The organism is Faecalibacterium hominis (ex Afrizal et al. 2022) (assembly GCF_049545105.1).
Lineage (GTDB): Bacteria > Bacillota > Clostridia > Oscillospirales > Ruminococcaceae > Faecalibacterium > Faecalibacterium duncaniae.
In genome coordinates this window covers 376,330-398,189 of sequence record NZ_CP186860.1, presented here as the reverse complement: position 1 = coordinate 398,189, position 21,860 = coordinate 376,330, and the positions used below count along the sequence as shown (strand labels likewise).

Here is a 21,860-nt window from a genome sequence, read left to right as displayed (position 1 = left end):
TTGATTACTTCCTGGCGTTGTTCTCCGCCCTCAGCCGTGCAAACAGTTCGTCTGCCTCGATGGCCTCCTTGGTGAAGGAGTTGTTCTTCCACCAGTTGATAATAGCCACCACAACGGTGATAAGGGTGCTGACCAGTTGCTGGAGCTGCTCGTTGTCGATGGGCAGCGGGCTCTTGTTGAACGAAGCCAGCAGACTGTTCAGCAGTGCCACGATCAGGCAGATGGTTCTCGCCCAGGTCGCAGCACTCGCGTTCGAGTATTTCTCCATTTTGAAGTCCTCCTGTTCAGGCTGTGTGATCTTCCCTCAGCGGCAGTGCCTTCATTCGCTCGTACAGGTTCGTGCCGGTGCCGTTACCCTTCAGTTCGTGGTACGCCTCGTATACAAGCCCCACGTTGGTCAGCCCTTCCGAGTCAACATACCCTTGCTGGATGTAGTACCGGCAGCTCTGATAGAGTCTGTCGTGGAGCAGAGCCTTCACCGCTTTTTTCAGTGCCTTCTGCTCCTGGATGGTGGCATAGAACGCCTTCCCCGCCCATCCCAGTGCCGCCGCGATGATCAGGGAGACCACCTCGTTGAAATGGGTCATGATAAAGCTTTCCGTGGGGTTCACGCTCCCTTCACGCTTGTCAGACCCGCTTTTGCAATGATACTCGGGTAATCCTTGTAGACATGGTTCATGTCCACCACGCCGCTCACACCAGCTACCTTGCCCTTGGAGCTGTACTGCCACATACCGTGCTTGCGGGTCGGCCGCTTGTTCCGGTAGTCCGCCAGCCATAGGTCAAAGTCGTTCAGCTGCCACATGTTCAGGTTGTAGTCGGCAAAGTTCGAGTAGGTGTACAGGATCGCATACAGTCCCCACTTTTCGATCTCCCTGAGCTCCATTTTGATAAGTTTCGTCAACTCGGCTGCGGGCAGACTTTTCAGACGGGGGTCCTCCACGTCCATGGCAATGGGCAGCTCAAAGCTCTTTCCTTCCAGGCAGGTCTTGAGCAGGTTCAGCTCCTTCTTTGCCATGCCTTCCGTTACCGCAACGGTGTAAGCATATACGCCAACTGGCAAACCCACAGATTTGGCCCCGGCATAGTTCGCTTCAAAGCACGGATCGACGTAGAGCTGCCCGCTCTTGGTGGAAACTGCACGGATCATCACACCGCCTACTTTTCCGCAGGCCTTGACTTTTTTCCAGTCAATGGTTCCCTGCCAGCGGGAAACGTCGATGACATCAAGCATTCCCCTGCTCCTTCAGTTTCTCGGCCAGCTGGGTGCACAGCTTCTCGTACTCCTCTTCGGTCAGGCGGTCGTTGGCAAAGAAGATATCCAGCTTCCGCTGCATCCCGTTGGTCTTGCCGCGTTCGATCAGGCGTGCACAGGTGTTGTAGAGTTCCATTTTGAGTCCTTTCTGCTCACGTTCTGCATGAGCCATCTTAATGTAAAAAATCGCTCATCAGCATTCCTTTTCAGTGGGCCAATAAGCGAAACGATACAAATGGGCTGACCCGACTCTTATTCCTCCGGCGTAACCCCCAGCTCCAACATGGTCAACCGGTACTCCTGATCCACCACCAGGCTGTCGGTGTCGGTTTGGGCGCTTTGCAGGGCGGCCAGTGTTTCGGGCAGGGTATCCACGGCTTTCTGACGTTCTTCCTGCTTCTCTTTTTCGGCTTTCTTTTTCGCCAGTTCTTCAGCCGTGTACTTGATGTATCGTATGAACGCCACTTCTTCGTCGTAGGCATCCCGAGCCTGTACACCGGGAACATCGATCACCTCATGGACATCCCGACCATACTCCTTGCCATTGGCATCATAGTAAATAGCGGGGGTTCCATCAGGCTTTAGGTTCACCTCATAATGGCTGACTTTTTTCACGCCTTCTACCGCATCATGGTGCACGGTCTTGGTCTCGTTCTTCAGCCAGCCAAGCTCGAGGTCGGGGTTCTCCACGGGGTTGTCGTCCTCGTCCACAAGATCTGGGGTGGTGTTCGCCACAGGGGGCGGTAATTCGGGGAGCTCTCCATAGTAGAAATCATCTTCCATAGAGGTTCATCTCCTTCCATTTTGATTTTTTTCATTTCGGACTTTCGGCAGTTTTCGCACTTCTCAGCGCAGGTCTGCCGAATATTGTAGGTGAAACTACAGCTATGGCAACATGGCAATTTGTAACTCCTTCTGGCGCATTTGCAACTGCATCCAGCCAGCCTGGCCCAGATGGATACGCCAATAATCTGGGTCTGAACGTCAACTTCTACGCAAGCCGTTGCTCCTCTGTCTACGGCAACAGCTCGACCGTGCAGCCCGCAGCATATTACGTCTACATGTGGAGAAGAATCGCATGATCACGCAGTGCGCCGCCACATATAAACATAGTAGGCGGCTGGTTGTACGGTGGAAGCGTTGCCATAAATACTGTTGAACGAGGCTGCGTCAAAGTAGAAATTGCCCCAGGTAAATGTACCATCATCGCCATTACGAACAGCGCTTCTGCCGTTTACTGCTACGCTTAACGCACCTGAACCAGACGGGTCGCCGCCGTGCCATGTATTTAAGACTGCACCCTTAATATTCGGCAGACCTGCGCTTACGGTGCTGCCTGCGCCGTGGGAACTGGAAACGCCCATCAGTACACGCTCAGAAGCAATGCTCTCCCACGTTCCGCCGAATAAACTTGCCGGGCTGGTGGAACTGGTGGATATGTAGATAGCACCGACGGGGTATGCAGAAAGAGTGCCTCCGGTGCTTACTCGTGCCCAGCCGGAAAAATCGTTACTGCTGGAGAAACGCTGACGAAACATCATTGCTCCAGTGTTGTGCGCTACATAGACCTGTGTGCATGAACCGCCAATATTAAAGACGATCGCCGCGCCATATGTGTAAATTCCCGATGGAGAATTACTGCCAAAGCTTTCTGGGACAACCATCCAGACACCGGTTTCCAGATTGTTCCAATTTTGATTTCGCTGCATATCTCCTCTCCAGAGCAAGGTCTTGCACGCATCCAGGGCCGTCGAGCACCCAGTTCCTCCTCTTGCAAGCCCTAGAATCCCGGAAGTGATATTGGCCGCGCTATGGTTATGCTCACTCGGTGGAAACGTACTCGGTTTATCCGCCACGGAATTCCAGTCGGTCTTGATGCTTTTGAACTTGTCGCCCACGGTCTTTGCGTCCGCGGGTGCGCCGTCAATGGTCAGGGTCTTGTCGGTGTTCACCACCTTCTTGGCCGCTTCCACCAGTTGGCGGGCCTCGTCCTCGCTGGCCTTGGCGTTTCCTTCGCTGGTCTTCGCATTCCCCTCGCTGGCCGCGGCCTTCCCTGCGCTTGCTTCGGCTTCTTTGGCCTTGGCGGTGCAGGTGGCCACGCTGGTCCCCATGCTGTCGGCACTGGCTTTCGCATTGGTCTCACTGGTCTTGGCGTTGGCCTCGCTGGTGGCAGCTTTCGTTTCGCTGCTCTTGGCGTTGGCCTCACTGGTCTTCGCGTTGGTCTCCGATGTCTTGGCCGCATTCTCGCTTGCCTTGGCATTGGTCTCGCTGGTCTTTGCCTCACTGGCCGAACCTGCCGCCGCAGAAGCAGAGGATGCCGCAGCGTTCTGACTTGCCCTGGCCGCATTCTCGCTTGCCTTGGCGTTAGTCTCGCTCACCTTGGCAGCATCCTGGCTTGCCTTTGCCGCATCCCGTGCCGCTTCGGCCTGACGGAGCAGCTCTTTGATGTTGGCGATGCTCTGGTTCACAAAGTCCCGGGTCCACTCCATCGAGCTGGCGATGTATTCACGGACTTCCCGGCCGTAGATCGCCTTCCGGATGCCCGTAATGATCGCATCAAAATCCATTCCTATTCTCAACCTCCTCCATTTTGAACCCTTACGAACTGCTCAGGCTGCCCAGCAGCTGGTTCAGGAAACTGATGATCGCCTGTGCGATCGTCCATACGCTGTCCATGGCCTGCTTCTGCACCTGCTGTTTGGTCAGCTTCTCGGGGGTCAGACCAAAGGTGAACTGTTTCTCGTTGGGCGCATCCAGCGGCAGCTTCAGCTTGGTGCACACCAGCCACTTGTCGATCTCGTGGGGGCTGGAGATGATGTGGGTCTTGATCAGAAATCCCAGTCGGTCATTGCTTTCCCCGCTGTCCACCCGGTCGTAAGCGGTCAGGGTCATCACAGGCTCGATGTTCTGCTTGTACCCCTTCAGCTCGGTCTGTGCTTCTTTGCGCAGGTTGTCGTTGTTCGTGTTGCCGTCAACCTGGATGCACTTCTCAATGATGCCGTACTTTGCTTCTGCCGCCTCGTCCCGCACTGTTTCAGAGATCGCGCTCACGGTGGTCGTCTTGAAGATCCACCATCCGCTGGTGGTCGTCTGGGTGCCGTATGCGGTCACACGGGTTACCACGTCGCTGGACATCTGCTCCACATAGCTGAAATCCAGCAGGTTCACGCCATATTCAATGGTCTGTGTCGTGGTGGCATCCGTTTCCACGAGGTAATCGATGTACACCCGCCATACCGCAGTGCCGTTGTCTGCCCGCACGATCCGTGTCCGCAGGTATCCGTCGTATTCTTCCAGCAAAAAGGTGTTCAGCAGGCTCCACTGGCTCTCGAACAGGGTTCCCTTGCTGGAGGTGTCGATGGTGCGCCCGGGCTGGATGTTCACCTTCCCGATGCCAAAGGTCCCGTAAGGCCCCTGATAGTAGTCCTTCAGGGCCTGCGTTGCAAGGTAGAAGATGCTGTTGGAGGGCACGCTCGACCACTGCTCCAGCTGGTTGTCGGTGGTCAGGTAGTAGGTTCCACCGTTCACTTTCGGCACAAATCGCTGGAGATATCCCAGCACGCCCTCGGCATACAGCTTGTAGCTCAGGTCAAACAGCTTTTCCGTCTCGGTCACATAACCCAGCCAGATCGGTTTGCCGTCCTCTTCCACCACCAGCCACGTTTTCTCGTACTTCAGGGTGGTGTACACAGGGTTCTTGTAGCTGCCAAACGCCGTGTTGATCTGATACGGAATGGTCGCCTCAAAGCTGCCGAACTCGTTTTTGGCCAGGTTCAGCACCGGGTCTTCGAGGAATCGGTTGGAAACGCTTCCCTCTATCGTGTCACCCTGGGAATCAAAGATGCACTCCCGGGTGTCCCACTGGAACCCCAGAGCGCTCGTGCCGTTAAAGGTCTCCGTCTTCTTTGAGATGGTTCCCGCATAAACTTGATATCCGATGGCTCCTCCCTCCTTTCTGCATCCATTTTGAAATTTCGTAAAGCTGACGGAGAGGTTTATAGATACGCTGGCTGGTAATACAGGTTGATCATTCCCTCACCCATCAGGCCGCTCACCCATACTTCGTACACGTCGTATCGCAGATCGTTGTCGATCAGGCCGATGTCCACCTTTCCCATGCCCTCGTCCAGCTGGGGCATAATGGGCGAAACTGTCACCGCCGGAAGCCCAAGCTCTTTCGCTTTGTCATAAGGGTAGGTCTGGCTCTTTGCCAGTGTAACCCCCACCAAACCGCCCCCGGTCCATTTTGCTTGCAGCAGGCTCGGTTTTTCGCTGGGCGGCATCCGGAAGGTCTTGGTCTGGAGTGCCTTGATGGGGATATCCTTGCAGTAGGGCACGGCCAGATCGGTCTCAAACCCAAAGGTATCCCACACCCAGTCCTCCTGAATGTTGTCGTACAGGAACTTGAACGGGTAAAGGCTGTAAGCAAAGGTCACGACGCTGTGCCCGTTCTTCTGCTTGATGCCCCCGTTCACCCAGACACGCCCCAGATAAAAGAACGCCGGGTCATCCTCCAGCCGCACCCTGGTCTGTGCCGGGATCGAGTTGCTCTTCGCCAGCGCTCTGGAAAGATACTCCAGTGCTCCGGTTCCCACAGGGGTCGAAAGGTTCTGCCCCCGCCACTCGTCCGTATCCAGATAAAACTCCCAGCTTCCCTCCCGGGCCTTGAACACCGGGTAACCCGTCAGGCTCTTGGAAAGGTAGGTGGTTCCGTCTCGTCCGGGCACGTCCACAGAGAGGACTTTCTCCACCGGGGGAGCCACCACAGGCCGGGAGACCGGGATCATCTTCCAGTCATCCCAGGTGTTCTTGTCACCAATGGTGATGGAATGGTACATGGCTCCTCCTTAACTCAGCATGTCGGCAGGCGGCTGGAAGTCATAGGAGATGGTCAGCGTCACCCGTCCGTCGTTGCCGTTCTTGACGTTGCTGATCCAGCAGCGCCCTTTGTAGCTTCTTGTCTGCGCGGTGGAGAGCACGGTTCCGCCCAGTTCCATCCGCACCTCGCATTCTCTTCCCTGAATGATCCGCATCAGCCGGAAATAGGTGCTTGTCCAGTCACCTTCCCGGCTCGACCAGTCGGGATAAAGCTGAATGCTCTGTTCGGTCTTGTCGGGGATGCCGCATCGCTCCCGCACATCGTCCATGGCGTGCCGTCCGTAGTCATCCCAGCTGGAATGTGGTACGCCGTCCGCCACATAATAAAAGTCCCAGCTCCCGGTCGAGTTCTGGAACACCCTCTTTCCCAGCGGAGCCTTTTCCGGCGTGCCGTGGTAGGAAGAAAAGTCCATCGTCTCGTATTTTTCCTCAAAGGCATTGACATGCAGGGGGTTCAGGGGGACCAGGTTAAAGTCTCTCGTGCTGTATTCCCGGGAAGCCCCTGCATTGTCATATACCTTAAAAATAAGCCCCGCAAATGTGGGGATCTGTGAGGAAAGCGCCGGGTCAGTTGCGCTCCGTCCCATCATCGGTTGTTCCTCCGGTTGATCTTCCCCAGCCCCTCGTCCACGTCGTTGATGATCTCGCCCACCAGTTTCCGGCCGTTCATCTGGACCTTCATGCTGGCCACGGCCCGGGCAATGCTGTCGATGTGCTCTCCCAGTGCCTCCACGCTCGAAACAATGTCGGCGTTGGGGTTTGCCTTCTGGTCAGCCTTGTTCGCCTCTTCCTGCTGAGCCTTGGTCACCTCAGCTTTGCGTACCACGTTAGCGGCAAGGCCTGCGGTGCGCTCTGCATTCAGGGCGACCGTGCCGTTCTGGAACAGGGTGTCGTTCAGCCAGTCCACTCCATTTTGAACGTCGCTCATGTCCACTACGGGCTGGATGCTGGGTTCATACTCGAAGTCGTCGCTGGCAATGTCGCCCACTCGCTGGGCCAGATCCATCATGGTGGAAAGGGCAGTGTCGCTCACGTCCTGTACGCCCTGCACCACGGAGCCGGTCTCGTCGGTGATGCCCTGCGCCAAACCAAGGCTCAGGTATTCGCCGATGCCCGCCATCACGCGGCTGGGGGAATGGATGCCAAAGAAGTCGCAGAATCCATTCACGATGCTGCTGCCGAAGTCACAGATGCCGTTCCATACCGCACCCGCCGCACCGGTAATGCCCTGCCACAGGCCGGAGATCAGGTTTCCGCCCACGTCCACCAGACCTTTGAAGCCGTTGCTGATCCAGTCCCACAGGTGTGAGAAGGCATTCCCCAGCCAGTCAAAGAACCCGCTGAAGAAATCACCGATCTTGTCCCAGTTGGCGATCAGCAGTCCGCCACCCGCAATGGCCGCGCCAATGAGCCAGCCTTCGGGGCCAATGGAGCCCAGCACACTCACCAGAGTGCCGCCCAGTTCTCCCAGACCGCCCAGTAAGCCGCCGGAGCCGGTGATCATCTCGCCGATGCTGCCAAGGCCGCCCAGTGCTTCTCCCAGCAGTCCCGTGCCGCCCGTGGCAGAGCCCAGCAGGCCGCTCATGTTGCCCAGGATGCTGCCAAGGTTCTTGGTCGCACCAGTCACCTTGACCACCTGTCCCATCACCTTCAGGGTACCGCCGCCCTGGGCCAGTTTGTTGAAGGTCAGCATGGTCTTGCCCAGATTCATCATTGTCTGGCCAAATTCGCTGCCCATAAAGTCCAGCACGGTGGTAATGCCGCCGGTCACTGCCCCGCCCCAGTCACCGCTCACAAGGGCGGTAATGGTGCCAAAGAGGTCGGTGATCACTTCGGTCACGCCGTCCTTGGTGGCCACGCCAAAGGCTCTGCTGAGCTTCGAGGCCATTTCCGGGGCGCTCTTCTGCACCTGTGCCCAGACGCTGTTGAAGCCCTCCTGAATGGGCCGCCAGTTCTTCGAGATGGAGTAGCCCAGCTGCATCATCATCCGCTTGCCGGAGTCGTCCAGCTCAAAGGCATCCGCCAGATTTTCCGCAAAGCCCACAAAGCTGTACTGTTCGCTTTGCAGGTCTGCCAGTGTGTCCAGTGCAGTCTCGCTGTTCTTGCCAAACTTCTTCACAGCCTCGTCGTACTTCAGCTGCTTGTTCGTTACCTTCTTCAGGCTGTAGCTCATGCTGTCCAGTGCCGTGCCCACGCCGATGATGGCGGTCATGGTGCCCTGGGTGGCGGCTTTCCGTGCCTGGACGCTGTCGGCTCCGTATTGTTCCACCGCAGCCTTGTAAGCATCCTCCCGGCCCGCAAGGTCGCCGTCGCCGTATAGCTTGGCCAGCATGTTCTGCCGGTTGGTCACCAGCTTCTCCTGCTTTTCCAGGTAGGAGACCTTGCGATCATAGGCATCCAGCTGGGCCTGATTCAGCTCGTTGATGAGCTTCTGCTGTTCGGTCTGTGCCTCCAGATACTGCTGGTAGGCTGCCTGGGTCTTCTGGCTTGCCTCGCCGAACTCGTTTTTGATGGCGATGTAGTCCTTCTCGGTGGCCAGCAGGATCTCCGCCTGGTTCTTGATCTTCCGGTTGATGTAGTCGATCTTCTTGTTGGACTTCTCGGTCACCTCGGCGCTGTCCTCGTACAGGGCGCTCCAAAGCTCGTATTCGTCCTCTGCGGTCCTGGCATCGGTCTCGTACCGCTCCTGAATGACCTTCAGGATGCTGTCCTGCTTGCTCCTCTGAAGCTCCGCAAGGGTCTTCTGTTCGCTCAGCAGGGTACCGTAAGCGTCCTTCGTCTTGCTGTTGTTTGCGCCCACCTTGGCCAGCAGGGTGTCGTATTGATCTTTCGCAATGCCTACCCGTTTGGTCTGGAGCTCGATCTCCCTTGTCAGACTCTCGGTCTTTTTGGTGATAAGCTCTTCCACCGTGGCCGTGTCGCCGCCCGTCACTTCCCACAGCGCGTATTCGCCGGTGGCGTTGGACATCTCGGTCTTGTTGGCCTTCAGCTTGTCGGAGAATGCACTTGCCAGCGTGTCTGCCAGTGACTTGCCGGCCTTGGAGGCTTTGGACTTGGTGGTGCCTCCGCCCGCTCCGTCCAGCGCATCATCCACGGCGTTCTGGTAGTAGTCGGTCAGCGCGCCAAAGGGGTTCAGCTTGCCCCATGTGCTGTCCACAGCATTCTTGATCTCCTCCACGGTAGAGGGGGTCTTGTTGCCGGGCTTCTTGATGCCGCTGTTGGAGGGGATCGGTACAGTATCCTGCGCCGCCTGCTTTGCTGCATTCTGTGCGCCCTTCAGTCCATGTTGATAAATGGGGTTGCCTAAATGGAGCGAATCCATCTTCATGGCGTTGTACAGCCCAACCATGCTGTTCTGTACGGCAATGGTCGCCTCATCCAGAGCAGTGGTCATACCGTCTTTTACAGCAAGGGCCGCATTGTAAGCGCTGCTCCGCAGCTCGTCCTGTTTCGTCTTGTCGCCAATGCCCAGGATCGCGCCCTCAAGGATGTTCTCCGCGTCGCTGGCTGCAACGTCACTGGGCGAATGGATGCCCCAGAAGGTGGTGAAGACGTTCCGGATGGCAGCGGCAGCGCTATGCATGGCCGCTTTTGCCCGCTCCAGAATGCTCTGGTTTTGCAGGCCTTCCACAACGCCCAGCATGACATATTCGCCGTTCTCGGCCATCACCTTGGAAGGTGAAGCAATACCAAAGAACGATTTGAACGCTTCAACGATCTTTCCGCCCAGCGATTTGATGCCGTTGACCGCCATGCCAACCGGCCGGTCGTCCTCAAAGATCTCGCCGAACCAGTCAAAAATGCCCAGCGCCGCATCCTTCATGGCATTTCCGATACCGCTGAACAGTTCACCCCATGTTTCCGGAACACCAAGGAAGCTCAGGCCGTCTTTCGCCAGCTGCCAGCACTCCGGGATCACGGCACGGACCAGCGCGTCAAATGCCTCGACAATAGGCCCGGCGCAGTTCTTGATCACCTCGCAGAGCATCGTCACCACGGTGGTCAGTGCTTCCTGAATGTCCGGTGCGGCGTTGATGATGGCTTGACAGATCGGTCCTGCAAACATGGAAAGAACCCCCATCGCCGCAGTCGCCAGCGCGATCACGCCAAGCGACTTTGCAAAGTTCCAGAATGCTTTTGCCAGCAGTTCCAATCCAACCGCCAGCTGAGGCATTGCTGTCAGAAGAGCACCACCCAGCATGGTGATGAGCATTCCGTCCAGAAATACCTGTAACGCCTGTCCGACAGTTTCCGGGTCAGCATCGCCCAGCAGTTTAATGGCAGGGGCCAGAATCAGCAGCGCCGCGCTCATCTTGAGCATAGCGGAGCCCAGACCATCCAGTGCGGAAGCAACGCCGAACTTTGTAAATACGACTAACCCGCCAACCAGACTTCCCAGTCCGAGCAATGCGGAAATCCCGCCCCGTAAAAGCTCACCAATGTTCAATGCCGCAAATTTCTCTACCGCCGCAGCCAGCACATACAGTGCACTTGCCGTCAGCAGGATTCCTGCGCCGGAACTCACGCCACCGGTGGACATACTGGATGCGATCGTCAGAGCGGTCAATCCAGCCGCGACCTTGATCAGCCCATCGATGGCTGCATCCCCCATCACGGCAAACAGCCCCACGGCTCCTGCCAGTACAACGAGGGAGGTAGACATCACCAGGATGGCCGCACCGGAGCCGAACTTCGTCTTGGACGAAAAGGCCGACATGGTGGTCATCAGGAGCATCAGGGTCTTGATGCTGGTCATGGCCGCATCCAGCCGGACAAGCTGAATATTCGCCAGACTGTTCACCGCCTGCGCTGCAATCCAGATGCCGCCAGCCATGGCTGCGATCGCGGCTCCATTTTGAAATCCGGTCGGGCCGATCACCTTGTTTACCACAGCCAGAGCCGTGGCCATGGTGGTCAGCAGTCCGCCCAGCGAAACCACCGCCATACCGGCTTTTACCAGGCTGGTGAACTTGATCTCGCTCAGGGGCTTCAGAGCGGTGGAAAGCACCTTGATGGCACCGCTCAGCGCCACCAGCTCCACCGCCGTCGAAAGGATCACTTTGTGGTTCATGGCCTTCTCGCCCACCACCAGCGCCAGAGAGAGCTGACGCATCGCCAGCATCATGGCAACGATGGACACGGTCACAACGGCCAGCGCTGCGGCATTTGCTGCAATGTCGCCTTTCTGCAGGACCTCCATGATCCGGGAAAGTCCCTTGGTAATGGAGCCAATGGCAATGCCCAGTCCGATCAGCGCCGCAGCAGTGCCCCACAGGGTCGCCGCGTTCAGGGCGCTGGCTTTCAGGCTGTCAAATGCTTTCGTGAACCGCTTGGTTGTAGGCTCCAGCAGCTTTGCCGAGATCGTCAGCAGGGTCACGAAGCCAAAGACCGTACTAGCGATCTCCGTGAACCGGTCGGGGTTGATCCGGCTCATCACGTACATGGCACCGGCCAGGATCAGGATCGCGGTGGCCATGCCGGTCAGGGTCTTGGTGCTCTCGTTCTTCTGCCAGGTCTTGATCGCGCTGGCCAGCTGCTTAAAGGTGCCGGAGATGGAGTTGAGCATTCCGGTCAGCGGGGTCTCCAGCATTGCTTTCAGGCTCTTGGTGGCTTTTGCCATCTGCCCGATGCTGAACGCCAGCAGTCCCACGTCGATCAGGCTCATAAACCGGTAAACGTCCGTCCCGCTGATGGCATCAAAGCCCTCTTTCACAGCGGTAAAGAACTGTTTCACCGGGGCAAAGGCATCACCCACCGAGCCGTTGATCTTGTTCATACTGCGCTGGAAGCTGGAAGCAAACTCGCTCATGGATTTGCTCAGGTTCTTCGGCATGTCGATGAGGTTCTGCTGGAAGTCCTCCAGATTCGGCTTTGTCAGCCCCAGTACCTGCACCGCGTTCTCACCAAGGCCACCCAGTTTGGAGAGCAGGGTCGAGATCGCCATGCCAAGCGCACCCAGGATGCCAATGCCTCCGCTTGCTGCGGTCCGGATCACAGCGCTCAGTCCGTCAAAGGCCCGTCTGCCCACGGAGTACAAGGTGCCCAGTAAGCCGGTGCTCTCCTCGCCCTTTTTCAGGAAGGTGTCGATGTACTGCGCGATCTTCGTGCTTTTCAGCATGCTGCCCAGTGCATCCACGGGGCTCAGGAGCTTCGTCAGCGCCGTCTTGATGCCGCCCAGCTTCTCACGCAGGGTGCCGCTTCCGGTGGCAACTTTATAGATCGTCTCAAGGAAATCCCCAAGCCCGGCTCCCACGCTCAGCATCACCTGTGCCACAGGCTTCGCAGCGTTCGCCAGCAGCGAAAATGCTTCCTTGGCCACAGCGCCGATCTTGCTCAGGATCGTGGTAACGCCTTTCAGCACCGTGAACAGGCCCTTAAAGGTCTTCTTGATCTTCTCTGCGGTCTGGTCGGTGATGATGAGCTTCTGGGTCATCAGGTCGAGCCGTTCGGCAAAGCTGTAAATGCGCTCCCCGTCTGCGGGCGGGAAGATCTCACTGAACGCCTCCTTCACAGGGGCCACCACTTTGCCAATGGCATCCATGATGTTCCAGAAGCTCTGCACCAGATGCTCTCTGCCGGAAAGCTCGCCAATCTTCTGGGCGTACTCCTCCAGGTCCAGGGTTCCATTTTGAATCTCGGCGTTCAGCTTCGCAAAGGCTTCCGCATCCCGCTGGATGGTCTCCCGGTCATAGTGCTTTGCGGCCATCTCCTTGTCGCTCAGGGTCAGCAGCTTTTCGGCACTGGTCTGTGCTTCGTCAAGGCTTGCTTTCAGCAGCTGGGCACTTACGCCGTTCTGCTGCAATGCCTTGGTAAAACTGCCCGCTTCGGTGATCTGGTCCTCGGTCACAGCACCGCTGGCCAGTGCCACCTGCTGGAGGGTGTAGCTGTAGGCATCCGCCTGATCCCCCAGCCTTCCTTGCAGCTGTGCCCATCCGCTGTTCAGTCCGTCCTTCAGCCGTTCGTTCAGCCCGTCGATGCTGGGCACGAAAATGTCGTACAGCCGATCCGAAAGCTCTGTCCATGTGTCGGTGGCCTCTTCCTTGTTGCCAAAGAAGGTCTCGAATACGGCCATCCATTTTGAGCTGACCGCGTCCTTGGTGGAATCAATGGCCTGCCCAAAACTGGTTGCCTGCTGGGCCGCCAGTGCCGCACGTTCTGCCAGCTCGCCGTATTGACCGCTCAGCTTCTCAAGGGCCTCGGAGCTGGTCATGCCCTTGTTCTTCTGGGTCATCTCGTAGGCCGCTTCCATCATGGAAGCGTACTTCTCAAAGGTTTTTTCCATGACCTTCGTGTTGGCCCACTTTTTGGAAAGGGAGCTCTCAAAGGTGCCAATGGTCACCTCGCCCTTTTTCAGGGTGCCCAGCTCCACCGCTGTGTCAATGAGCTCCTGCTTCAGGGCCTTGGTGGCCGTGCCCATCAGGTTCAGGCTCTTCCAGTCCTGAAGCTGCAAATGTCCGGCGCTGTAGCTCTGGGTCAGGTTCCGGATGGTGCTCTGGAACGCAAAGCCCGTTTTGCCCGCGTCTGCGGTGGCGTTGGCAATGCCCATGATCATGGGGATCATCTTGTCGATGTTGCCGCCCGCAGCCGTCATCTGGGAAAGGGCGCTGGTCATCTCGCTGAAGCTGTAGCTGGTCTCGTCGGAGTACCACATCAGCTTGTTCAGGTAGCCGTTCACCTGATCGATGCTCTTGCCCGTGGCGTTCATGATGGTCTGAACGTTGGAGGTCTTTTCAGTGTACTTGTCCCAGCCGCTGGCCACCTGATCGATGGACAGGCTCTTGACCAGCTTCTCGCCCGCGTCCACAAATTTGTTGGTGATGTTCACCAGCGCCGTGGTGGCCACGATGTTCAGGCTCGAGAACTTGGATTCCAGCCGGTCAAGGCTCGTCTGCATGGTGGCAAAGTCCACGTTCTCCGCGGCTGCGTCCACCTTCTCAAAGCCCTTTTCCGCTCCCTTGAACTGGAGCTTCTCCATCAGCCGGTCAATGGTCGAGATGGTCTGTTTGGTATTTTTCTCAAAATTTGCGTTGTCAAACCGCATTTCAACAACGCGGCTGTCTACTTCCTGGCTCATTCTGTCCTCACCTCGCCCCATGCCCGTGCTGCGATCCGCTCAAAAATGGGCCGCATCGCAGGGTTGATATAATCCACGCCCTCTACGTATCCTCCGTTTCGTGTGCCATGTCCGTATTGCAGGATCACCGCAATGGGCACACCGTCCACGATGTTGGAGTTTCTCCATGTAATGGTGATGCTCTCTTTTCCCTTGGTCACCGTGTAGCTCCAGCTTGCCGCCGTCTTTCCCGTGTCCTTCGGGGTCGCCTTCGCAAGGGCCTCCACGCCCTCCTGTCCGTATCGGTCAAGCAGCTCATCCAGGCTCAGGTTCGAGCATCGCTTCAAAAATTTCCGGCTCTTCTTCCAGTCGCCCTTCTGGCGAAAGACAATTACTTTTGGCATCTTACCCTCTCGTCTTCAGCCGGGCCTTTCTCTGCTCGTTCAGCATCCGCTGCTGGGCCATCCGGTCACCCTTGCTCATCTTCTTCGCCGGTGCCTGGCTCTCCTGGCATACCCGGATCAGGGTCAATAACCGGTTCAAATGCCACTTCTCGCACGCTTTCGGAATGCCAAAGCTGAACATCTGGCAGTACAGCACCTCAGCCGTGGTCTCGGTCCCGCTTTTCCGGGGCGGTCGTTTTGGCCGTGGCTTTCCTGCGGTCTTTCGTTCGTTGGGTCTCGGCTCCCCGCTGAACCATGTTGCGGTCATGGGAGCTTCCATATATTCGTTAATGGAACGGTACTGTTCCCGGGTCAGTCTGGCGTACACTTCGGGGTCTACCCCCTTGGTCACCGTCATGCAGCGGATGTAGTCCAGCCACTGCTCCACGGTCAGCTTGTCCAGATTGCTCAGGAACGGGATGTTCCAGTTGCTTTCCCAATGAGCCAGGGAGAGCAGTGAATGTTCCAGCTTCAGGACCACGGCAGGCGTGTAGACAAATTCCTCTGTCTTTTCATTCCACCGCTGTTGTCCCGGTATCGTAAGCGTCAGCATTTGCTTTCTCTCCCTGGTATGTGTTCATTGAGGTGCCCTTCTCAGAGCACGCTCCATTTTGAATGTTCTTCTAAACAGAGCTCGCCCCTTTGGGGAGCTCCGCGACGCGCCGCCCTTTGGCGGACGGAGCGGTAAGAGGGGCATGTTACTGCTCCTCAGTGCCCTTCACGGGGGCTTCCAGCACCTTCAGGCCGGGCTGTGCGTTCACAGGGGCGGCCTTCTTGGTCTCCTCCTTCATGTCCTCCGGCAGGATGCCCTCAAAGAATGCGGCCGCTGCCTCGCCGTTGGAGGCCAGCTTGTAGTACAGGTCGCTGTAGGCCTGAGTGGACATAAAGTCCGCCAGCACCGCATCGTTCTTGATGAACTTCCGGCCGTCCGGGCTCAGCACACCGTAGCTCTTGCAGATGATCTGCTTGAACAGCTTGGCAAGCTCCAGCTGGCTCTGGGCGGCAGTGATGCGGTTGATCATCTGCACAAGGCCGCCCTCGGTGGTCAGCTCCATCTCCATGATCTCGGCACGGGTCAGATTGAAGTAGTAGTCTTCCGTCCGCTCAGTACCGCCAAAGTCCACGGTGGTCATCGTCTTTTTCAGCATTTTTCTTCTCCTTTATCGTGTTCATTGATGCCTGGCTTCTTACGCCTGGCCCTCGCTGTCGGTGATCAGCTTGATCAGCTCGTCGGGGGAAGGCAGGGTCGCCTCGGCAGTCTCGGTGCCATAGAGCTTATCCTGAATGGCCTTCACGGTGGCAGCCTTCAGCTTGGAGCAGTCGATCTCCATGTGGCTGGTGGGGCGGTGGCCGGTCACGCTCACGGGGGAGGTGGTGCACTCCCAGCTGAAGGTGATGGCATCGGGGTTGTCGTTGATGGTGGCGTAGCTCTTCTCGCTGGGGGAAGCGGTGCTGTTCCACGCAATGTGGATCTTCTGGCCCACCTCGTCATCAACGTCGTTGCCCACGGTGGTCACCCAGCTGAAGCCAAAGCCCTGGCGCTTCTGCTGGCCGATGGAAACACCCGTTGCAACCTGTGCGGAACCGTCGCAGGGCTCCCACTCGGTGGGGTAGGTGTAGGCTTCGATGGTGTAGCCGTACTCCTCGGCAGAGCGCAGAGAAGCATACTTGATGTCGTCGGCGTAGAGCTTGGTCTCCTCAGCGCCGGAGGGGCTCTCGGTCACGGCGGTCAGGCCATTCCAGGCCACGCCCTTGTCGTAAGCGCCGGTGTTGTTCATGGGATACAGGACACCCAGCTTGGTGCCCATCTCGTAAAACTTTTCGCCGACAGCGTCCCAAATCAGTCTGGACATATAGTTCCTCCTTAGATGTAGATCGTAAAAACGGTGTGGTATAATCCGTCCGAAACAAAAGAGCGGTCGTAGGTGCATTTTGGTAACACACTTACGGCCGCTTTGATCTTGCTGTCAGGGTCTTTGTCCATCACGGTCACCGTGTAGAACGGATGCTGGATGTAGACCCTGTTGTTTGCATGGTTGTTCCGGATCCTGGTTTCGCTGTACACGATGCAGGGATACTGGAGCTGGAATCCCGCTTTCGGCTGATAATAGAGGTGGATCGACTTTCCGTTCTCCTTCAGCACTTCGCGCAGGAGCGTGTCAACCTTCAGCCGTGCTTCCATTCCAGAGCCCTCCCAAGGTCAGGATCAGGCGCGGGTATTGTACCTTCACGCCGGTCACCTGCCATTTCTGTCCCATAAACACCGCATACCGGAGATCGTAGAGATGGTCGTTCGCAAACGGGTCAGCCAGAATGCTCAACTGGTTTCCAACCGTGATGTCGGGGTTCACCTTGTCTCCCACCTGCATCTGCCGTCCAAACTCCAGCACGTCCCCGTAATAGGTGCGTTCCGTCATCTTCTCGGTAAATACGCTGGGGGCGGTCTCCTCCACCTTATCTGCAAATCCCAGCTTCCCGCAGTATCTCATCTCTTCTCACTCCATTTTGATTTGTTGTGGCTAACCTTGAAACCTGAAAAGATCAGGCCTCGTCCGCAGCCATGGTGCAGGTGGTGGGGGTGGTGCCGTCGGTCACAACCACACCGGCAGCCGTCAGGGCCACAGGCAGGTAGGTCTTGTCGGCAGCCACCACGATCAGACGGCCCAGCTTAAAGGCCTTCTCAACGTCAGCCTTCTTGGCCTGAACCTTGTGGGCCTCGTCCTCGTACAGCTTCTTGTCAGTGTGCAGGTAGGCAACGTAGTTTGCCACGTGCAGGTCATAACCGGTCTCGTAGATGGTGTTCAGCATATTCATATCCTTTCTCTTTAAGCAGCCCACTCAACAGCCATGGCGCTGAACGGGGTGGTCAGAGCACCGGAGCAGCGGGTCTCAATCAGGTACTTCTGGGCGTTGAAGTCGATGTCGAAGTCGTCGAACATGGAAACAGCGCCGCCCTTGTCTGCGCCCACGGTGTAGTCGGCCAGGTTCACGATCAGGCAGACCAGGTCACCACCCTTGGCACCCTTGCGGCCCTCCATCTCGGGAATGGTCACAATGTTCTTCACACGCAGCTTGCGGGCCAGAGCAGCCTCGTCAGCATACAGCGGGTGGCCGATGCCGTCCTCCAGCAGGAGCATCTCGGTCAGAGCGTCCTCCGTGGTGAACAGGGTGGGGGTGCCGGAGCCGCGGTACTCCTTGCGGCTGCGCAGGATCTGCTTGATCAGGGCCTTGTACTTGTCCTCCACGGTGGTCAGGCCGGTGGTCTTGCACTGGACCTTGATGGTAAACAGGTCGCTGTCGTTGAACACAGGGCGGATGCAGTTCTCATCGATCTTGTCCTCAGAGGCAGCCAGACGGCCGTCGCCCAGCAGGTAAGCCAGAGCCAGCTCACGGTTCAGCTTCAGGCGCATCTCCTGCTTCAGCCATGCCACAACGTCAAAGCTGGTAATGTCGATCACGTCGTCGCGGTCCAGCTTCTGCTTCTTGTATACGGTGGTGGGGCTGGTGGAGCGGCGCAGCAGGCCAAAGACCTCTTCCTTCTTGAAGTTGCCCTTGATGTAACCCTTGGCGCGGGCATCCTCCTCGGTCAGGTCAGCAAACATGCTCTTGAACCGGCTGAAGGGAATGTGGTGCACAGCGCCCATGACCACGCTCACCCAGTCGTCGGGCTTGTCGATGATGCGGGGCGTGGTGTCCAGCAGGTGATCCTCAGGGAACAGCCAGTCGATGTTATCGATGCTGTGGGCCAGCTCGTCACTGTCCATGCCGGCATCCTCAAAGGCAGCCTTCATGGTGCCGTGGCTCTTTGCGGTCTTGACCACGTTGTTGATCTCTTCGATGCTGTGCTTCAGCACAGTTGCGTTGGTATCCTTGTCGAAAACATTCTGCTTCACGGTATCGTCCTCCTCACCGTCATCGTTGTCGCCGCCTTCCTGCTCTTCCAGGGCCAGGCCCACCAGAGCGTGGCAGCACTCTTTCTGCTCGTCGGTCATGCTGTTGTAGACCTGTTCGAGCGTCTTGCCTTCGTTCTTTTCGTCCGCCATTTTGGCTTCCTCCTGTGTTGCTTCATCGTCGGTCGCGGCATCGCCGCTGTCCGCACTGTGTGTAAGGTCTTCCAGCGGGTTGCCCTCGGGGTCCATGCCGTGGATCAGGCTCAGGCCGTCCTCATTATAGATAAAGGCCTCGCCGCCCTCGTAGTCCTCATCGGCGCTGTGCTTTACCACCTCGTCGATCAGGGCACCCGGGTTGCATCCGGCCAGCACCAAGCTCACTTCCCGGATAAAGCCGTGCTTCACGGTGCTGCCCACCTTCTTCAGGCCGTTGGCAAAAATGGAAAAGGCGCTCAGATCGCCGCTTTCCACGCACTGTCTTGCGGTCTTGCCGGTGTCGGTGTCGTTGAATTTGGCATAGCAGTACACGCCACCGGGCCGGTTCTCCAGCAGGCAGTGGCCGATCACGTTGTCCACGTTGGCGTGGTCGTGGTTGTACACCATGGGCACAACCTTGCCGCTGCACTCCTTAAAGGCATCCTGTGCGATCACCAGCCCGTCATAGCACCGGACGTTCGCTTTCGTCGCCCAGCCGCTGCAATCGTAGTCAAAATTAACCATTTTGATTTGCAATACTCCTCTCTACGGCATCCCGCCCTACCGTGATCGTTTTGTTCTGCGCCGCAATTTCCTCACTGCTCTGGCTGATATTTGCATTCCGCAGTTCATCTGCCTTGGGGTCCTTGCTGGGTTTCATGCCAATGGCCTGCCGGAACTCGTTGGAGGTCATGATCTCGTTGCGGGTAAACTTGTCGGCCATTTCGGCAACGGCGGAAACAGGGGTCAGCTTGAACGGGTCACGGAAGTACATCACGGATTCCCGGTTCGCCCGGTCGTCCTCGGTCAGGAACTTCCGCCGGATCTCGTCCACGGCAGCCGCCACAATGGGTTCGATGGTGCGGTTCTCGTAGTTGGTCATCACAGCATCAGAAGCAGTACCGTTCATGATCTCCGGGGTGATACCCAACTGGCTGTATGCCATGTTGGTCAGGTATTCCACGGTCTTCAGAAGGTTGTTTTCGAGGCTGCGGTTCAGCTGCGTGATATGCTCCGTGCCATCGGTGTAGGCAATGCCGTATTTGGAACCGGCGAGCTGCTGTTCGATCTGTGCCCGCCGTTCTTCGGCCTGTTTCTTCCGGGTCTCGCCCTTCACAACGTAGGGCAGCTGGATGATCAGGTCGAGCTTGCCGCTGCCCACCTGCTCGTCGATCACGTCCATCAGGTTCAGTTTCCGGATCAAGCGCTGCACCGTGCCGTTGGGCTCGTTCATCACGGCATAGAACGGGTTCTCCACCAGGGCCACCTGTGTCTTCGGCAGGGTGATCTCCTCTTTCCGTCCGGTCCGGTCGTTGTACACTTCCAGCCGCACGTCGTCCGGGTACCATTCCAGCACCTTTCCCACCCGCATGGATTCGATCCGGGTCTTACCGGTCTTACCGTCGTAGTCCACGTCAATGGGCACCAGTGCAATGCATCCCTCGTCCAGCATGGAAAGGAACATGTCATATCGCAGTGCCCGGCCCGTCTGGTCCTTGTTGCCTGAAAGGTTCAGGCAAGAATTAAGGCCCGAATCAACGGTTTCGTCGTAGCGTCCGTTTTCATCGAGCCTTACATGATTGATGGTAATTGCCGCAGCGTCCATTGCAATGCGGGTGTTGATGGCCGTCATGATCGTCCGGTCATTGCTTCGGTTCAGCCTTACCCGATCAGGCCGGTAGCTGTATCCTTCGCCGCTTCTTCCGGGGGGATCCCGGTTCAAAAACGCATTCCAGGCGTGTCTCAGTCTGGAGCCAAAGGTTTGTGATGCCATTTTGATTTCCTCCAGACCTTAACTGTCTTTCTTGTCGTCGTCTTTCTTGTCATCGTCTTTCTTCTGCTGGTTTCCGCCAGCGCTTCCGCTCACAATGGCGTTCGCCAGATCAGGGTTCTTGAGTTCCTTCGTGATGAACTGTTTTGCTGCGTAGCTCATAGCACCGGAAGCGGCCTTGGTCAAAAACTGCTGGGAAGCGTTCGTCATTACGGTCTTCACAAAGCTCTGCCCGCTGTATACGTCCTTCCGCAGCTGTTTCACGTCCTTCTGGAGCTGGAGCCGCTCTTTCTCGGCTTTCAGTTCCTTATTGGGGTCGTCCGCCCGGATGTTGGTCTGCCCCTGAAGATCCCGGTACTGCTTTTCCATTTGCAGCCGGTTAATCCGTGCCCGCAGCTCCTCGTCGGAGTAGTCCTCCGCGTTTTTTCCGGTTCGCTTGGGCGCATACTCTGTCTTGGGCTTCTGTGCATCCTCACCGGCGTTCCCGTCTCCGGCATAGTGTTTCCTGCCTGCGGCCGTCAGGGTACCATCCTTGTTCTGGTACCGCCGCACGCCCCACTTCATGCCCTTGATGCCCCAGTGGTATAGCTCGTCCTTGTATACCTGCATATTTGTCTCATCACCTCATTTCTTTCCGGCAATGTACTTCTTAACGCTCTTTCCGTCCATGTCCTTCAGCATCGTAATTTTAGGATTATCACCGAACAGGCTCGATATGAAGCTCTTGCCCTTCTTTTTTCCGGAAACATACTTCCTGGTACTCTTTCCATCCATATCTCGCAGCATTGTGATTTTAGTGTTGTGAGTAACCAACCCCGACACAAACTTCTTGCCTTTTTCGACAGCGGTCTTGATGCGTTGCTTCGCTTTCCGCAGATTCGGATGGTCTTTCACGGTTTTGGCTTCGCTCGTGGCGGTGGCTCCGGTCGGAGTTCCTTTTTCGTTAGAGAGATAGTGAGTGGTATAGACACCAAGTCCTTTTGCTCGCTGAATATCTTTGTTAGCAGTGCCACCATCCACCATCGATGTTCCTTTTCCGGTTACAAAGTACGTCGTGTTCTTTTTGCCCTCGAATTTAGGCGAATACCGGTTGTTTTTCTGCCGAGTCATGTACGCGCCATATTCTCGCGCATCGTAGAAATAACGATACTGGGTAAATCCCAATTTGTTCCGTCCAACAGCAACACGGGCATAGTATTTGTGCCCCTTTCGCTCTTTTCCCAGGTCGCCATGCGCCAGATAGTTCCAATAATCGTTCATTTTTGCTCACCTCATTCTTTCAACAGTGCGTGGGCAACAGCTTCGTTGCCCTCTTTACTTTTTCGTTATAAGCACAGCCGTTCATAAATACTCCTATTATAATTTTCGACAGAAT

Annotated in this window: 22 protein-coding genes; 1 reads left to right on the top strand and 21 read right to left on the bottom strand. The window is 56.9% G+C overall.

Translation table 11 applies throughout. The annotated features are described in order from the left end of the window. Window positions 1–4 precede the first annotated feature (4 nt). From ACKXGA_RS02035 to ACKXGA_RS02015, 5 genes are all read right to left on the bottom strand, one after another. Window positions 5–268 carry a phage holin gene (locus ACKXGA_RS02035; protein WP_227612402.1) on the bottom strand — a complete coding sequence of 88 codons (264 nt, stop codon included), beginning with the start codon at window positions 266–268 and terminating at the stop codon, window positions 5–7. A gap of 16 nt (window positions 269–284) precedes the next feature. After that, window positions 285–587, bottom strand: coding sequence for a hypothetical protein (locus ACKXGA_RS02030; RefSeq protein WP_423729980.1), 303 nt, complete (start codon window positions 585–587; stop codon window positions 285–287). A 20-nt stretch (window positions 588–607) separates the two neighbouring features. After that, the gene (locus ACKXGA_RS02025) at window positions 608–1,234 is read right to left on the bottom strand and encodes a GH25 family lysozyme (protein WP_423729979.1); all 627 of its coding nucleotides are present in this window, start codon (window positions 1,232–1,234) and stop codon (window positions 608–610) included. Further along, window positions 1,227–1,391, bottom strand: a complete 165-nt coding sequence (locus ACKXGA_RS02020; RefSeq protein WP_215696128.1) for a hypothetical protein — start codon at window positions 1,389–1,391, stop codon at window positions 1,227–1,229. Before ACKXGA_RS02020 ends, ACKXGA_RS02025 begins: the two co-directional genes overlap by 8 nt. 116 nt (window positions 1,392–1,507) lie before the next feature. Further along, on the bottom strand, window positions 1,508–2,038 hold the full coding sequence (locus ACKXGA_RS02015; RefSeq protein ID WP_423729978.1) for a hypothetical protein: 531 nt from the start codon (window positions 2,036–2,038) through the stop codon (window positions 1,508–1,510). A gap of 104 nt (window positions 2,039–2,142) precedes the next feature. Between ACKXGA_RS02015 and ACKXGA_RS02010 the strand changes: the two genes are divergently transcribed. Continuing rightward, entirely contained in the window at window positions 2,143–2,337 is a 195-nt protein-coding gene (locus ACKXGA_RS02010) for a hypothetical protein (RefSeq protein WP_423729977.1), read from the top strand. Here the strand turns inward: ACKXGA_RS02010 and ACKXGA_RS02005 are convergent, their stop codons facing one another. The 16 genes from ACKXGA_RS02005 to ACKXGA_RS01930 form a co-directional block, all read right to left on the bottom strand. Further along, a complete protein-coding gene (locus ACKXGA_RS02005; protein ID WP_423729976.1) occupies window positions 2,338–3,822 on the bottom strand; it encodes a phage baseplate protein in 1,485 nt (494 codons plus the stop codon). Window positions 3,823–3,853: 31 nt separating this feature from the next. After that, entirely contained in the window at window positions 3,854–5,035 is a 1,182-nt protein-coding gene (locus ACKXGA_RS02000) for a hypothetical protein (RefSeq protein ID WP_423729975.1), read from the bottom strand. A 215-nt stretch (window positions 5,036–5,250) separates the two neighbouring features. Next, window positions 5,251–6,093, bottom strand: a complete 843-nt coding sequence (locus ACKXGA_RS01995; protein WP_423729974.1) for a hypothetical protein — start codon at window positions 6,091–6,093, stop codon at window positions 5,251–5,253. Between the two features lie 9 nt (window positions 6,094–6,102). Next, a complete protein-coding gene (locus ACKXGA_RS01990) occupies window positions 6,103–6,723 on the bottom strand; it encodes a hypothetical protein (RefSeq protein WP_423729973.1) in 621 nt (206 codons plus the stop codon). Continuing rightward, entirely contained in the window at window positions 6,720–14,207 is a 7,488-nt protein-coding gene (locus ACKXGA_RS01985) for a hypothetical protein (protein ID WP_423729972.1), read from the bottom strand. Before ACKXGA_RS01985 ends, ACKXGA_RS01990 begins: the two co-directional genes overlap by 4 nt. Further along, entirely contained in the window at window positions 14,204–14,590 is a 387-nt protein-coding gene (locus tag ACKXGA_RS01980; protein WP_252249543.1) for an HK97 gp10 family phage protein, read from the bottom strand. The genes ACKXGA_RS01985 and ACKXGA_RS01980 overlap by 4 nt, the downstream gene beginning before the upstream one ends. 1 nt (window position 14,591) lies before the next feature. Then, on the bottom strand, window positions 14,592–15,182 hold the full coding sequence (locus ACKXGA_RS01975; protein ID WP_423729971.1) for a hypothetical protein: 591 nt from the start codon (window positions 15,180–15,182) through the stop codon (window positions 14,592–14,594). A gap of 145 nt (window positions 15,183–15,327) precedes the next feature. Next, entirely contained in the window at window positions 15,328–15,777 is a 450-nt protein-coding gene (locus ACKXGA_RS01970; protein ID WP_181967546.1) for a hypothetical protein, read from the bottom strand. 39 nt (window positions 15,778–15,816) lie between these two features. Continuing rightward, window positions 15,817–16,482, bottom strand: coding sequence for a hypothetical protein (locus tag ACKXGA_RS01965; RefSeq protein WP_423729970.1), 666 nt, complete (start codon window positions 16,480–16,482; stop codon window positions 15,817–15,819). An 11-nt stretch (window positions 16,483–16,493) separates the two neighbouring features. Next, on the bottom strand, window positions 16,494–16,811 hold the full coding sequence (locus ACKXGA_RS01960) for a hypothetical protein (protein ID WP_215665731.1): 318 nt from the start codon (window positions 16,809–16,811) through the stop codon (window positions 16,494–16,496). Next, window positions 16,789–17,118 carry a DUF7253 family protein gene (locus ACKXGA_RS01955; protein ID WP_423729969.1) on the bottom strand — a complete coding sequence of 110 codons (330 nt, stop codon included), beginning with the start codon at window positions 17,116–17,118 and terminating at the stop codon, window positions 16,789–16,791. The genes ACKXGA_RS01960 and ACKXGA_RS01955 overlap by 23 nt, the downstream gene beginning before the upstream one ends. A gap of 52 nt (window positions 17,119–17,170) precedes the next feature. Beyond that, entirely contained in the window at window positions 17,171–17,443 is a 273-nt protein-coding gene (locus ACKXGA_RS01950; protein ID WP_423729968.1) for a hypothetical protein, read from the bottom strand. Between the two features lie 11 nt (window positions 17,444–17,454). Further along, window positions 17,455–19,239: a phage major capsid protein gene (locus ACKXGA_RS01945; RefSeq protein WP_423729967.1), complete on the bottom strand. Its 1,785-nt coding sequence runs from the start codon at window positions 19,237–19,239 to the stop codon at window positions 17,455–17,457. Continuing rightward, on the bottom strand, window positions 19,232–20,488 hold the full coding sequence (locus ACKXGA_RS01940) for a phage portal protein (RefSeq protein ID WP_423729966.1): 1,257 nt from the start codon (window positions 20,486–20,488) through the stop codon (window positions 19,232–19,234). The genes ACKXGA_RS01945 and ACKXGA_RS01940 overlap by 8 nt, the downstream gene beginning before the upstream one ends. An 18-nt stretch (window positions 20,489–20,506) precedes the next feature. Further along, complete coding sequence (locus ACKXGA_RS01935) at window positions 20,507–21,094, bottom strand: DUF7211 domain-containing protein (protein ID WP_423729965.1); 588 nt, start codon at window positions 21,092–21,094, stop codon at window positions 20,507–20,509. Window positions 21,095–21,109: 15 nt separating this feature from the next. Next, window positions 21,110–21,745, bottom strand: a complete 636-nt coding sequence (locus ACKXGA_RS01930; protein ID WP_423729964.1) for a hypothetical protein — start codon at window positions 21,743–21,745, stop codon at window positions 21,110–21,112. Window positions 21,746–21,860 lie beyond the last annotated feature (115 nt).